This is a genomic window from Paenibacillus curdlanolyticus YK9, from assembly GCF_000179615.1.
In the GTDB taxonomy this organism is placed as follows: Bacteria; Bacillota; Bacilli; order Paenibacillales; family Paenibacillaceae; genus Paenibacillus_T; species Paenibacillus_T curdlanolyticus.
On the sequence record NZ_AEDD01000013.1, the window covers coordinates 172,824 to 186,879 of the forward strand.

Below are 14,056 nucleotides of genomic sequence, written 5' to 3' on the forward strand. Positions count from 1 at the left end.
CTTGTACATCGCTGTTTTATTTGCCTTGAATTTTCGCAACCTTCTTCTTGATCTCGTCGCTCATCGTTTTCTCATACTCGTCGACTGGCGTCTTTCTGTATTCCTTCACGTAATCGTTCCAAATGCCATCGAATTCCGCAGGCTTGGCAAGCACGAGCTTCGCAAAATATTTTTTCTGCAGATCCGTTTGCTTCACTGTGAAAATTTGGGCCGGCGTGCCTTGCTCCAGCGCAATACTCCATGCCGGGTACCACGGACGAGCGTCAGGCGCGGCGAACAATTCTGCGTACGTCTGAACGCCGTATTTCGTGAGGCGATCCTTCTCTTCCGGCGTGAAGGACGCTTGCGCGACTTCAGGCTGTCTGCCAGGATCAACGGAGTTGCCGTCTGGGTACGTGGAGCCTTGACCGTACATCGGCCAGTAGTACGAATAGTAGCTGATGCCGACTTCACGGGAATAATCGTTGTCTTTGAGCTTCTCGATTTGTTCAGCCGTACGATACAGACGACCTTTGTCATCGATCTCATAGTTCTCGCCTTTGATGCCCCAGCGCGTCAGCTTCTGGTTGTCGTCCGTCAGCAAATTGTCGAAGTACTTGATGATGCGAACCGGATCGTCCGCGCTTACCGTAATGCCAATGCCGCGATTGTTAACGAATGCCGGCGGATCGAGATATTGATCCTTCACGTTCTCGTCGAATACGATCGGCAGCGGGAAATATTTCAGATCGTCGTTGCCATTCTTGTTCAACGTATTGAACGCTTGCTGCGCCTGCCAGCCGTAATCGAAGAAGCCGAGCACTTTGCCTGACGTCAGCTTCGCCAAGTATTGGTCATAGTTGTCGACGAACGACGATTTATCGAACAGCCCTTTCGCGTTCAGTTCGTTAAGCGTTTGAAGCCAACGCTTCGTGCCGTCGTTGTCGCCATAAACTTTGGCATCCATCGTAGTCAGGTCGACCTGTACGCCGCCGTCATTCGGGAAGCCAGCCAAGTGGTTCGGCGGGTTGGTCGTATCGAAGAAACGCCAGTCATGCGTCAGCGAAGTCATGCCGATCAAATCCTCGCTCTTGTGCTTCTCGCGATAATCGGCGATGAGCTTCGTGTATTGATCCAGCGTTTTAATTTTCGGATAACCCGCTTCCTTCAGGACACGGTTTTGAATCCAGAACGCGCCTTGGTCGATCGTCGGATTCGGCTTATATTCGCCTACGAGCGGCGAGAACGGCAGGAAGTAGATGTTGCCGTCATCCGCCTTCATGAGGTTGAAGTAAGGCTCATACACGCGTTTAATGTTCGGGCCGTACTGATCGATCAAATCGTTCAGCGGAATGAATGCGCCTGCATCCAACATTTTATCGATGCCCGCATCCGGCTGGATAACATCCGGAAACTCGTTGCTGGCAATCATCGTGCCGATTTTCGTTTGCAAATCGCCAACCAGAAACTCCTGCTTAAAGTTGACGCCTGTTTGATCCTCTAAAATCTTACCGATCTTGGTTTTATTCGTATCGATGTCTTTGTTTGCGGTTGCATTGAAGTACGTGAACGTGACGGGCGCCGGCTTGGCATCCTGCTCTTTCGTCGCCGACGCTTCGTCGGCATTGCCCGTTTTGGCCGGTTCAGTTGGACTGGAATCATTGCTGGAGCACCCGGAAATTGCAATTGCGAACGTCGCAGCGAGCATCGCCGTCAGCCATTTTTTATTACGCATAAATGTGCTTCCCCCTTAACAACCTTGTATTGTAAGCACTTTCATTATAGGGTCAGAAGCCTACGCAGCTTAATGGAGAAACTATACTTGTTACTGCATTATGTTTAGATCACGTGACAGCCGCCTGGCCATCAGACTCGCGGACGATAATCGACACGCAGGTGCCGACTCCCGGCTCGCTGCTCAACCGGAAATCAACCGCATCGCCATAAAAGAGCTTCAGCCGATAATACACATTCGCAATGCCGACATGCTCGCCCATTTCCTCGCTTTGCGTCAGATTGTCGTTAAGCGCCTGCAATTTGTCCGGTTCGATTCCGCCGCCATTGTCCGTAACTTTGCAGACGAGCCCGTCCCCCGTACGCTGGATGCTGACGTTAATCAATCCTGAACGCTTCACCGCTTCGATGCCATGAATGCTTGCATTCTCCACCAGCGGCTGCAGCGTCATCTTCGGAATGAGCGCTTGCTCGACGGAAGGATCGACATCGATGCTATAGTGCAGTTTATCCTCGAACCGATATTTCTGAATTTCTAGGAAGCAGACGACAAGGTCGATTTCCTCCTTCACCGTCACCCAATCCCGTCCCCAAGTGAGCGATTTGCGGAAAATTTTCGCCATATTCGAAATGATGTGCGCCGTCTCGTTCTCCTGCTTGATCAAGCTGCGCATCCGTATCGTCTCAAGCGCATTAAACAAAAAATGAGGATTAATCTGGCTCTGCAGCGCGTTCAGCTGTGCCTGATTGCGCTTAAGCTCCAGCTCCTTCTTCTGAATATCCGCAACGTACACATCATTAATGAGCCGGCGGATTTGCAGCGTCATCTGATTAAACGCTTGCGTCAATTGCCCGATCTCGTCGCGGGTTTCGGGCTCCACAATCGGCTCGAACGTCTGATTTTTCACTCGCTTCATCTGCTTCAGAATTCGAATAAGCCGCGTGTTCAAGGAGCGGTTAAACAAGATGATAATCAAGGTGGGGACAAGCAGATTAAGCATGGCGAAATACAGGACGAACTGCCGCGACCGGCGCACATCCGCCAACACGGTTTCTTCCTTAAATACGCCGACTACTTCCCAATTCATTAAATACGAGGCAGGAAACGACTCCTTGAATACGAGCGTCCCTCTGGCAGGCTTCGAGATGGCCGCTTCGGTCGCCGCACTGTCCGTCGAATAGAGCAAATGATCGTTTTGCAGCAAATAGAGCGTCCCGTTCAGCGACACGTTGCGGAACACATCCTCCATCAGATCCGGATGAAAATCTAACCGCAGCAGGATCGGCTGATTGTCGCCCTCCTCGCCACCGCTAATTCGGCGAAATAGGCTAAGCGTGTCCGGCTTGCCGGGCAAGTCCGATTCGATCTTCTCGATCGCGACTGCGGAAGGCGACGCTTCGATCACCCTTCCGTACCAGCCCTGCTGCTTGATGTGATCGGTAATCGGCTGAACCCGTCCGCCGTAAATGATCGTGTCATTAGTCGTATAGATCGTGATGGACTGTATCGTTTTATATAAAGGGCTGTATTTCTCAAGCATCAAGCTAATGTAGCTGTTGTACATCTCAACGTAATCCGCCAGACTATCGTAAGGCTGCCGCACATATTGCCATAGCAGCGTATCGTTATAGAGCACCGTGGAAATGCCCGCCGCCGCATTGATCTGGTCTTGAAAATCATCGCGAATCTGCTTGACGGCAAGAGAGATGTCATGCTTCTTCTGGTGGCGGATGTTGTCTGCCGTAATCGAATAGAAAATCACGTTCGTCATGACGACCGGAATAAACACGGACAGCATGTACATGATCAGCATTTTGTTTCGAAAACGGATATTGTTCATGTTCAGGCGCATCCGAAGCTTCGCGATCATGGCGTCTTCGCCAGCATGGCCTGCTTATAATCGGTTGGCGAACGCCCCTCCACCTTCTCGAATTGTTTAATGAAGTACTCGGAGCTATTGAAGCCCACCAGCTCTGCGATCTCATAGATTTTACGGTCGGTCTGCCTAAGCAGCCGTTTCGCCTCATCGATTCGAAGCTGCAGCAGAAAATCGTTAAAATAGACGCCATACGTATTTTTGAACAGCTGGCCCAAATAAACGGGATTAATGTAAAACTGCTTAGCCATGCTCTTCAACGTTATTTCCTCCTGATAATGCGTTTCGATATACTGCCGAATGCGATGGATGCTTCCGCACGTTTTATTTTTGCGAAGCTGCTCCATATGGCCGGCGCTTTCGAGCAAGAAGTGCAAGAGATCCTTCATGAGCATCGACAACGTCTTCGGCGCCTGATTCCACTGCGTCATAATCGAATGGGAAACAACCTTCGGCTCTTGCTCTTCGCCCATGCGGCGAAGCACCTCAAGGGCGCGCATCACGCATTTGGATACCGAAGCGATGACCGCATCCGGCGTAAACGCGCAGCGCTTGAAGTCGCTGCCCATTCGCGCCACCAGCTCGGAAATCGCCGGAATGTTGTTCTCCTCCAAGCCATCCTGCAAAGCGTTGTACACCTCTGCCTCTAAGTCCCGGAAAGATAACGCGATTCTTGCTGCCCGCTCCGGCGTAATCACTTGGCAGTCGTCGAGCGCAAATTTGTAACGCATCGCCTCCCGCGCTCCGTCGTACGAGCTTTTCAAATCCGCCGGACGCATCACGCGCGGGCCAACATAAATTCGGATGGCGGCAGCCTCGTCACTTGCAACCGTTCGCAGCAGCTGCGCTGCCATACGATCGCCGAACATGTCGCCCTGGAAAGCGAAATCGCTTTGTGCCATGAGAAAACCGAAGGTGTGCGGGCCCAAATCATGCAGGATCGGCGCGCTGCCGCCTGTTCGCATAAGCGCTTCACCCATGCTTGTTTTCCATTTGCGAATCGACTGCACCTCCGCCTCAGCCGACTCCTCTCTGCTGTTGCGCTCGACGATGCAATAACAGCAAGGTTCCTGCTCACGCAACCCCAGCACCGCTGCAACGTCTGTTGGAGGCTGCTCTGGCGACTGCTCGAAGAGCAGCTCGTTCAATACGGCTTCCGCCGTACGATGGGAAGCAGATTCCGCTTTCTCCAGCTTCGCCCACCGTTGATTGATGCGCTGCAGCGTACCGACCAATTCATCCTCGTCAATCGGCTTCAAAATAAAATCCTGCACGCCAAACCGCAGCGCGCGCTGCGCATAAGAGAACTCATTGTAGCCGCTTAATATAATAAATTCGGGCGAACGGCCGCCGCTTTCCTTAACCGTCGCGATTAAGGTCAAGCCATCCATGCCAGGCATGCGAATATCCGTTAGCACGAGATCAGGCTGCAGCTGCTTGATCAAAGCAACGGCCTCATCGCCGTCCTCCGCCTCCGCAACCACCCGGTAGCCATGCTCCTCCCACGGAATTAGCTCCATTAACCCTTTGCGCACGAAGATTTCATCATCGACCAACATGACTTTTCGCATGACGCTTCCCCCTTTTGTAAATCTAAGATTTCCGCAGCACGTTCTAAACTTATTACCTTTCTTCCCGCTGGCGTCGGCAGTAAGCTAACGATGTTGGAGTACTTTCTCTTATGGGAGGCCTAGTGGATGATAAAATCAGAACGACAAGGCGCTTTTCACACCGGCCAATATCGCAATTTGCTGCAGGAATATGGCTACAATCAGCAGGACATTGATGCGCGCATCCAAGCCTGCTGGCAGCAATTATTCGGCGATGCGCCCGATACCCGCATCTATTATGAAGCCGGCGATGATATGGGCTATATGCTGGACACCGGCAATCTGGATGTACGGACAGAAGGCATGTCCTACGGCATGATGATGGCTGTCCAGATGGATCGTCAGGATATTTTCGACCGCCTCTGGCGTTGGACGATGACCTATATGTTTCTTGAGCAAGGACCTAACGCAGGCTATTTCGCTTGGTCCTGCCAGCCGGATGGCACCCGAAATTCCGACGGCCCCGCGCCAGACGGCGAAGAATATTTCGCGCTTGCTCTGTTCTTCGCTTCCCATCGCTGGGGAGACCGTGCAGAAGCGCCTTTCAACTACAGCAAGCGCGCGCGAAGGCTGCTCCATGCCTGTATTCATAAAGGAGAGAACAACGACGGCTTCCCGATGTGGAATCCAGACAATAAATTGATCAAATTTATACCAAACTGCGAATTTACAGATCCTTCTTACCATTTGCCTCATTTCTATGCGTTATTCGCGCTGTGGGCGGACCCGAAGGATCGCATGTTCTGGACGGAAGCGACTCATGCGAGCCGCCAATATCTCGTCGCCGCCTGCCACCCCATTACGGGACTTGCTCCCGAATACGCCTACTATGACGGAACGCCGAACAACGAGCGAGGCTTCGGGCATTTCTACAGCGATTCGTATCGGGTAGCTGCCAATCTGGGCGTCGATGCCCTCTGGTTCGGCACCGAGCCGCCATTAGCAGACATCGCCGAGCGCATCTTAACATTCTTCTCGGACAAAGCACCTGCGGATTATCGACGTTATGCGATCGATGGCCAGCCGTTCGAAGAACAATCGCTGCATCCTGTCGGTTTGATTGCAACCAATGCAGTCGCAGCGTTGGCCGCATCAGATAGCGAGCATGCGCGACAAGCCGTCGAGCTATTCTGGCAGACGCCGCTCCGAACGGGCGAACGGCGTTATTACGACAATTGCCTCTATCTGCTGGCTCTGCTTGCGCTTAGCGGGCGATATCGGATCTGGCATCCGCAACGCATGTAATGGGAAGGACGAGTTCAGTTGCTACGGAACTCGTCCTTTTTGTAACCCCTTACAAAATTCTGGACCGTGTATGAAAGCAACACATATGCAACGGTTAGCAAGATGGTTGAGTCAGTTTACCATGGCGGAATTAGGCGGACAAGGACGCTGCGTTTGGGGAATGTCTCGTTATTTTTGGATGTAGTTTCCCGTTAACAGTTCCATCGTAGAGGAAGCGCGGGCTTGAAGGGGATGAAGGAATTAAAGAATTTGTTGCGAAAAGTATAGGGGTTTCTGCGGAAAAGCCCTTTTTCCTTCTCTATCCACTCTGAAAGTCATGATACAGAATAGTCGTTAAGGCGTACTGGCGAAAAAACGAATGAATTTATGAGATTTAATGATTCGGAATGGGAAAAGCCTCGGGGGAATGGGTTCCTCCGAGGCTTTTTGGACTGTAATTTATGGCCGCCCGATTACAATAGGAATCTCGTCAGGTCCATACTTAGATGTAACTTTTAGATGACATAAGTAGCCATTCATTCATCCCCTATAATCCTCTTCAATTACATATCTCAGTATCGTCTTCTTCTTATTAAATATATAAATCCGGGAACAGCTAGTGCATCGCCAAGCTTCGTTTTTAGGATCTGCATCGAAGATATCCATTAATCCATCTTGAACGTCTTCACAGATTTTTTCCCATTCCCTTTGCGAAACAGAATCAGTTCCATATCATTCGGAGAATCTACATTGGACATTAACGTGCCACATACACATCTCATGGATGCCATCGCTGGTCCCTCCTTCTAGAATCCATTTGACACAAGCTGCTGAGATATTAATTTGATCGCCAGAATTTTATACAAATTCCAGTTTACCTCGTTCCATTCAACACTTGCGTGCGCATATTTTGATGAAATCCAATGCCGCTTTATTTTCAGGATCATGATGCAATATCTCGCCAGCAACCTTTTTTGCCTCTTCATCTTCGACAACTTTATCAGGCACTAGATTAAGCAGCAATAATAACTCTTTTATCAAAACATCAGCAGAATCTAGTTCGATTGCTCTTCTTACGTGAAATAAACTTGACGCGTACGCCCCTTCCAGCAAACTTAACGGACCTATCAATACAGTTGCTGCAAGCACATGTAAATCACTAGTTTCATTCTTCATCAATTGATAACAAATAAATGAATATACGGAGACATCGAGCATTTCATAAGCCAGCTCAGTGATTAGGTTATCTAAATTCTCTCCAGCATTTTGACATTCTTGAAGTGCCTCTTCATACCTGCCGTTACTGATAAGATATTTTAATTTGAGTATCATTTAATCCCCCTCGTATTTATCTGTACCAGAGTTAAAAGAAGCACTTGAAACTCACCCTGACTGGGCGTCACATCAAGTGCTTTACGTGGTTTTCAAGCTCAAATCCAATACTTTCTGCTAAAGCAAATACATGCTCATATCCGCCTCGGCGATCTTTTTTTGTAGGATAAATATACCCATTATTAACATCCCAGGAGAGCACAATAAGCTTTTTATTTTTATTCATTCTCCCACCTCTTTTTCAATCAACTTCCCCGCTTCCCACTCTTGCAATATCATATTGGCTTCCATTCCTAAGAGCCCTCTCTCCTTAGACAGTTCAACGAGGGTATACCGTGCCTTCTCAGGTGCATAAGAAATAATAGTAAACGCTGCCTTTAAACGAACATAACCATCCTCATGCTCTAATAGCGTAACTAACTCTCCATAATTAAAATCAGATATTGCTTTAAACTTCAACCGAAGATTCGTTAACTTTTCAGACTCCGTATTAACGGCTCTGTGATCTCCTTCTAATTGTGCTGCACCATATTTAATTGATGTTTCAACAAACTCTTTAATTAACTTAGTACCCTGATCCATAGTTCACCTCTTTATAGTAGCAAGATAAGTTTATTTTCAAACCATTTCTTGCAGCACCATTTTAGCATTGAATCCAAGGAAACCACGTTCGATTTGCAAATCTTCTAGTACGGTTATTGCCTTGTTTTTTACTTGCTCAACTCGAATGAGGTAACTTCCTGCTGCTAGCCGAACATAAGGATTTTCATGAACTAATAAACTCGAAAACAATTGAATATCTGATAGCAATGCAGCCGAAAGCTTCTCAATTTTCTTATACTCTTTATTCGTCACCTTATAATTCCCTTGTTCTGTTGCCTCTCCATGCTTTATCGATGAAATAATAAAATGTTCAAATACCGTATCGATATCCATAGTTCACCTCCCCATTTAATGGTTTAATTCAGGTTGCCCTCTCTCCATTCAGATAAAATCAATTTCGCTTTAAAACCAACACCATCAGGCTCATTTACAGATTCCACTAGTTTCTTTTCACCTAGTTCGGGATGAAATGAGAGTACATGAAATGCTGCTCCTACTCTGACATGACCGTTTTCATGTTTCAATAAATTCAACATTTCCTCTTGCCCGTTTTCTCCTAATGATTTAATCTCTATAAAATAATTTGTCTTGTTCTTGTAATGTTTATTGGCCTCTTTATAATTACCAGATTCACTTTCGACACCATGTTTTATGGTTGATTCGATGTATTTATTAATTAAATCATTTAATTTTTCCATATAACCTCCTAAAATCATTCTAGGATATTTTCAATAACATGTTAAAAAAGAACCTGTAAGGGCTCACTTTCTTCAAGCGCACACCTCACAGGTCGAGTTCAAACATCTTAAATATTTAAAATTTCAAATTCCCATCTTCCCACTCTTTCAATGTCATCTCGGCGCTGAACGAGACATTATGTGAGAGGGATGATCTAAGCTCTTCAAGCACTTTTTCAGCTTTTTCTTTGTTCAGTATAAGCGTATATCTAGCTGCCCAACATCTAACACCTTCATTTTCATGATCAAGTAATATTACCAATTCAGAGACATGATTATTTTCTTTTAACCATACATAAGAGTTATAAAGTTTCTTGTATGATGCATTTGCTGTTCTTGAGTCTCCTTGATCTATACCTTCTCGATGTTTAATTGAGGCTTCTATAAATTTAGATATTGCAGTCTTCACATTCATAAACAACCTACCCTTTAATGCTTCATAGATCCATTTTACGGATAATTCCTCTACCTATACACTTCGAATGATGTCAACTCCAACAAGTAACTATCAGATTCAACTGTTATTGTATGCAGGCTGTTTTCTCCAAAATGAAACCACTGCATTGCCCCGTTCACTTTATAGTTCCATGAAATCTGACCATCCTTCTCTAAACACCAAAGAAATGACTGTGACTTCTTTTTTTTCACTGTTGTCTGCAGATAAATTTTACCCTCGCAGTCCACAATCGGAGTATATTGCGTAATGTGGCCAATATCCGTCTCCCATATAAGCACCCCGTTTAAATCAACCGCTATTACTTTGAAAGAAGTAATTCCCACTATTATATACCCCTCCTTACTTAACGCCGGGGATGAAACAATTCCATTATTATTATTGGGCATGTATACCCAATTTACAGTCCCATCTTGACGAATAGAATATAGCACATGTTTATTTTCTTGACTGGCTATCATGTATAAGTTTCCATGCTCATCTATTATGGGTTCATATTCCAAATAACACTTTCCTATCTCTTTACTCCACCTCAGTTGACCATTGCTAGTCAATGAAATGAGTACCCCCTCATCTTCTACGACACCTCTACTCGAAAAATATAAATCTCCTTTTCCATCCACTACAGGGCAAGTACTTATGTTTCGGCACTGGTATTCCCAAATTATCTCCCCTTCTGGGCTAATCTTAATTAATTTAGACCAAGTAGTTACATAAATTGAACCTTCTCTATCAAGAATAGGCTCAAAATGAAAATCATCGTCTATCAGGCAACTCCAAGCTTCATTACCGGAAGGGCTTAAACAAAGAAGTTTATGTCCAACATTATGATTATAGTCACTGAATATCATATATATATTTCTATCTGACCCAATAACAGGACTTGATATTGATCCTTCCTCACAAAAATAAGACCAGTTTACATCTCCCACCTTTGAAATAGAGGTAACCTTACCATAGTGTGTTCCGAAAATGATATTAGAATCGCGGTCTATTACTGGCCTTGAACTTGATATTGTTTCAGTAAATGGCACTTTCCATTTTATACTCTTTATTTTTGAAGGCCCTGCATAGTTTGTACGCTTCAGCCAAGCTGCATTGGTCGGATGTACGCTAAAGACATCATAACCTTCGTTATTGTATTCCATAGATACTCGCTCCTCCTTAAATGTTGCTTTTTTTGTAAATAGAAACATAAAAATTATAGTTCTTTTCCTCAAAAAATATAAATGATAGTCTTATGGCACAAGTACAGGCACTCCACCTGGAACTACACCAGGTACAGGAATACTAGGAACACTTGGAGTAATAGATTCGGGGAACTTAATTCCATATTGATCTTTAAGCACATTGTATACTTCTTTTGTGCTCATCGCAGTGACGATTACCTTACCATCCTTCCCCGTTTCCTCTCTGTAAAAAGAATATCTGGCTTCTCCATCACTGGGGAACTCAATTCTGCCCCAAGCTGTCCCGGACGTTGATCAGCTGACCGTTAGCATCGTAAGCATAGTACGTCGATAACGATTTGCCATTCGACGTCACATTCATGCTCGCTAGGAAGCCTAATGGCGTGTGCGCATACGTCGAAACCCTTAGCTTCGTCGGGCTTTTTTTCCTCCACTCTAGTTTTGCGCCCGAGCTTATCGTTGTAGGTCCACGTTTCTTTGCCATCCGGCTCGACGGTTTTCACCGTCTGCTGCAGATTGCCTTCGGCGTCGTTCGTCGCATAGGCAGCGTTGCTGTAATAGAAAGATGTCTTCTGCCCAAGCGGGTCCGTGACCTCGCTGATTTGCCCATTCGCGCCGTACAGGTAGGTCGTTTTCTTGGCGCTATCGTTATAAGGCAACGCTGCTTTCAATAAGGAACCGCTGCTGTCCGTTTCGTTCTTCAATATGATTTTGCTAGCTGCTCCAATGCTTCTCGTCTGCTTGTCCACTTCGCCGTAAGGCGTAAATGTGGTGGAGGTCCGCTGCCAACACGGTTTATCGAAAACAGCACCGGCGCTCAATATTCGACGAACGCGAACGTAAAGGAAATGAACCTGGAGTACGACGCCAAGCTCATGAACGTAACGAAGGAGACGGTAAGCGCCAAGCTGGGCAGCGGGCAGGCCTTGTTGCTGGTGGTGTAGGATAGATAGTCGGTTGTAACCGTATCCTGCAGCACCTTGTTCGTTTTTCTAAATGCGCAAAATGATGACTCCTGATGGTAGCCAACATCAAAGAAGCCTTGAAAGGCATAAAGCCAATCAAGGTTAAAGTTACAGTTACTTTCAATTATTTACTTGATAAACTGTTATGGCCTCTCCCATTTCTCCCATAATTGATTGCCTGATTTCTACAACAACTTTTTTATCAGGGAATAATTCCTTAATCAAATTTGACCAACAGTATGTTATTAAATTACAAAATTCACCGAAAATTTCATCATTATCCAGTGATTCATCTCTTGATTGCAAGAAAAAATCTGTTAAAGACCAACTATTAACAAACATTTCTATTTTCCTTTTATCATGTTTAAATTGCTCCTCCAAACTGTCGATGTTATCATTATAAAACTCTTCTATAAAAATATAATCTCTAACTAAAATAATCCTGGGAAACAAAACACTTGCAACTGATAAATAGCTTTCAACTCCACAAGTATTAAATGCATGGTTAATCATCGATTTACCCATAGGATTTCTAAAGCTTTTTAATATATCCTCTTTAATAATACTGGGAAATATCTTCATTATTTATCCTCCTACTTCAATAGCTCTGTTGGAAAAGCACCCTCAATTAAAAAATTAATCCTGAGAGGCTTACGCCTTTCAAGATTAATCTTATGTAACTGTTATATTTTAACTTCTTTTCTCATTAAAGAGTCAACTCTATCAGTCTTCATGGACCAAAAATCTTCTAATTCTTTTACCACAGGTGCCGTTTTATTAAATCTAAAAATTTTAAGAAACCCTGCCAATGAGTCCTGAGCTAATAAGAGGAACTCTACTTGTTAAAAAACTAATTTTATTCCAATATCCGCTTCGACCAACCAGTTAGAACTGTTATTTTGCCAAGTAGCAACATCCTTTAAAATAAGTATGTCCTTCAATCCCTCACCAACATACATTAATTTACAATCAAAGTTTAGTGTCGTTACATCCTCAATTATCAACTTAGGGTATTCATCACCATCGGAAGCATGCGTAGGAACTGAATTGAGCTTGCGCCCATTTCCTCTGTCCACTATTGCCATTCCTAGACACCTCACTAATATACCATTTATCACTCGGATCATAATACCTACCCTTAATTAAATTAGCCCAGCTTCATCATCATAGTAATCTCCAGAATACAACGTAGAAGTTTTTTCCAAATGCCCTAATCATGCCTGTTCACCTCAAAAACAACCGCACAAGTGAAAAATGCGGTTGTTTTTGAGTTTTTATCCGTAAACTTCATTGCTCATAAAGAGTGATTGAAAATCCCAACTCCCCCATAAACCCTTCACTATATTCAACAATTATATCTCTGTCTGGAAATAATTCTTTTGCTCTTCTCATCCAGTAAAATACTAAGATGTCTCCGAACTGTTTTAAGATTTTCTCATTATCCATAGACTCACAGTCTTTTCCTACAAAAAAATCGCCAAAGCTCCAACTATTTACCCATTGTTCAATGTGTTTTTTATTAGAGTTGAATTGTGACTCTAATCTTAATAACTTATCTACTGCTTTGTCCTTTTGAGTATCAAAGAAATCAGCGATAAATATATAACCATTAACTTCAATAATATTTGGGCATAGAACATATGCCACTGAAATAAAATCCTCAATATAATTACTGTTCGCTGAATGGTTAAATAACGAATTTCCCCTTTGTTCTTTGAACTCATGAAAAATCTGTTCGTTTACGATACTTTGGTATAATTTTAAATCATTCATCTTATCACCATCCAAATAAATCTTTAATGAATTGCGGAACTGCCCCATCTAACTTATATGGCTGGTAGAACTCTTTTCCAGCAGGATTAACGTTGATACTAAATGCCTTAACCCTATCCCCACTCAGGTCATAAATTAACTTCCCTTGTCCATCGTACACAAAGACATGCTCGCCATTTGCAGTAGTATAGTAACTATTTGGAGCGCCTGTCACTGGGCGATTACTCCCTGATGAATTAACTTTTACTACCCCATTATTCTTCAGCCCCTTAAACTGATTAACATTTAACTCAGAAGTATTGGTTGCGCCCCTACTAAATGCATTACCCGTACCCTTAGTAAATACACCTTTTACCGCTTTGTATGCAGATGTTGCACCTTTGGCAATTCCCTTTCCTGCCGCTTTTGCAGCACCTACAGTTGCTGTTGCTGCTACACTGGCAGCATCAGCAACATAAGCTGCAGGTGCAACCACCCCGACCATAATTATTTCAGTTACGTAGTCCTCACTAGCGCAGTCCATACATCCAGATACGACCCGACCATTGTCAATATAAACCATACTAGCACTGAGCTGA

General features: G+C 44.8%; 16 protein-coding genes. 1 reads left to right on the top strand and 15 read right to left on the bottom strand.

The window, feature by feature from the left end:
• Positions 1 to 16 precede the first annotated feature (16 nt).
• The 3 genes from PAECUDRAFT_RS21875 to PAECUDRAFT_RS21885 all read right to left on the bottom strand — a co-directional run bounded on the left by PAECUDRAFT_RS21875 (position 17) and on the right by PAECUDRAFT_RS21885 (position 5,161).
• Positions 17 to 1,714, bottom strand: coding sequence for an ABC transporter substrate-binding protein (locus PAECUDRAFT_RS21875; protein ID WP_006040341.1), 1,698 nt, complete (start codon positions 1,712 to 1,714; stop codon positions 17 to 19).
• A gap of 109 nt (positions 1,715 to 1,823) precedes the next feature.
• The gene (locus PAECUDRAFT_RS21880; RefSeq protein ID WP_006040342.1) at positions 1,824 to 3,584 is read right to left on the bottom strand and encodes a sensor histidine kinase; all 1,761 of its coding nucleotides are present in this window, start codon (positions 3,582 to 3,584) and stop codon (positions 1,824 to 1,826) included.
• The gene (locus PAECUDRAFT_RS21885; RefSeq protein WP_006040343.1) at positions 3,581 to 5,161 is read right to left on the bottom strand and encodes a response regulator transcription factor; all 1,581 of its coding nucleotides are present in this window, start codon (positions 5,159 to 5,161) and stop codon (positions 3,581 to 3,583) included. The genes PAECUDRAFT_RS21880 and PAECUDRAFT_RS21885 overlap by 4 nt, the downstream gene beginning before the upstream one ends.
• 126 nt (positions 5,162 to 5,287) lie before the next feature.
• On the opposite strand from PAECUDRAFT_RS21885, the gene PAECUDRAFT_RS21890 reads away from it, so the two are divergent.
• The gene (locus PAECUDRAFT_RS21890) at positions 5,288 to 6,445 is read left to right on the top strand and encodes a glycosyl hydrolase family 8 (RefSeq protein WP_006040344.1); all 1,158 of its coding nucleotides are present in this window, start codon (positions 5,288 to 5,290) and stop codon (positions 6,443 to 6,445) included.
• An 867-nt stretch (positions 6,446 to 7,312) separates the two neighbouring features.
• Here PAECUDRAFT_RS21890 and PAECUDRAFT_RS21895 read toward each other — a convergent pair.
• From PAECUDRAFT_RS21895 to PAECUDRAFT_RS26515, 12 genes are all read right to left on the bottom strand, one after another.
• Positions 7,313 to 7,756 (bottom strand): hypothetical protein, encoded by a 444-nt coding sequence (locus PAECUDRAFT_RS21895; RefSeq protein ID WP_006040347.1) that lies wholly within the window; start codon positions 7,754 to 7,756, stop codon positions 7,313 to 7,315.
• Between the two features lie 67 nt (positions 7,757 to 7,823).
• Complete coding sequence (locus PAECUDRAFT_RS25985; RefSeq protein WP_006040348.1) at positions 7,824 to 7,982, bottom strand: hypothetical protein; 159 nt, start codon at positions 7,980 to 7,982, stop codon at positions 7,824 to 7,826.
• A complete protein-coding gene (locus tag PAECUDRAFT_RS25025) occupies positions 7,979 to 8,338 on the bottom strand; it encodes a DUF2019 domain-containing protein (protein ID WP_006040349.1) in 360 nt (119 codons plus the stop codon). The genes PAECUDRAFT_RS25985 and PAECUDRAFT_RS25025 overlap by 4 nt, the downstream gene beginning before the upstream one ends.
• A 36-nt stretch (positions 8,339 to 8,374) precedes the next feature.
• Positions 8,375 to 8,692, bottom strand: coding sequence for a hypothetical protein (locus PAECUDRAFT_RS21905; protein WP_006040350.1), 318 nt, complete (start codon positions 8,690 to 8,692; stop codon positions 8,375 to 8,377).
• Between the two features lie 23 nt (positions 8,693 to 8,715).
• On the bottom strand, positions 8,716 to 9,057 hold the full coding sequence (locus tag PAECUDRAFT_RS21910; protein WP_006040351.1) for a DUF2019 domain-containing protein: 342 nt from the start codon (positions 9,055 to 9,057) through the stop codon (positions 8,716 to 8,718).
• Positions 9,058 to 9,172: 115 nt separating this feature from the next.
• The gene (locus PAECUDRAFT_RS21915) at positions 9,173 to 9,505 is read right to left on the bottom strand and encodes a DUF2019 domain-containing protein (protein WP_158306267.1); all 333 of its coding nucleotides are present in this window, start codon (positions 9,503 to 9,505) and stop codon (positions 9,173 to 9,175) included.
• 56 nt (positions 9,506 to 9,561) lie between these two features.
• Positions 9,562 to 10,698 carry an outer membrane protein assembly factor BamB family protein gene (locus tag PAECUDRAFT_RS21920; protein ID WP_006040353.1) on the bottom strand — a complete coding sequence of 379 codons (1,137 nt, stop codon included), beginning with the start codon at positions 10,696 to 10,698 and terminating at the stop codon, positions 9,562 to 9,564.
• Positions 10,699 to 11,045: 347 nt separating this feature from the next.
• Positions 11,046 to 11,489 (bottom strand): RHS repeat domain-containing protein, encoded by a 444-nt coding sequence (locus PAECUDRAFT_RS21925; RefSeq protein WP_040713827.1) that lies wholly within the window; start codon positions 11,487 to 11,489, stop codon positions 11,046 to 11,048.
• Positions 11,490 to 11,825: 336 nt separating this feature from the next.
• Positions 11,826 to 12,287: a hypothetical protein gene (locus PAECUDRAFT_RS21930; RefSeq protein WP_006040355.1), complete on the bottom strand. Its 462-nt coding sequence runs from the start codon at positions 12,285 to 12,287 to the stop codon at positions 11,826 to 11,828.
• A gap of 260 nt (positions 12,288 to 12,547) precedes the next feature.
• The gene (locus PAECUDRAFT_RS21935; RefSeq protein ID WP_006040356.1) at positions 12,548 to 12,790 is read right to left on the bottom strand and encodes a hypothetical protein; all 243 of its coding nucleotides are present in this window, start codon (positions 12,788 to 12,790) and stop codon (positions 12,548 to 12,550) included.
• A gap of 202 nt (positions 12,791 to 12,992) precedes the next feature.
• Positions 12,993 to 13,478 (bottom strand): hypothetical protein, encoded by a 486-nt coding sequence (locus tag PAECUDRAFT_RS21940; RefSeq protein WP_006040357.1) that lies wholly within the window; start codon positions 13,476 to 13,478, stop codon positions 12,993 to 12,995.
• Positions 13,479 to 13,482: 4 nt separating this feature from the next.
• The gene (locus PAECUDRAFT_RS26515; protein WP_006040358.1) at positions 13,483 to 14,001 is read right to left on the bottom strand and encodes a hypothetical protein; all 519 of its coding nucleotides are present in this window, start codon (positions 13,999 to 14,001) and stop codon (positions 13,483 to 13,485) included.
• Positions 14,002 to 14,056: the final 55 nt, after the last annotated feature.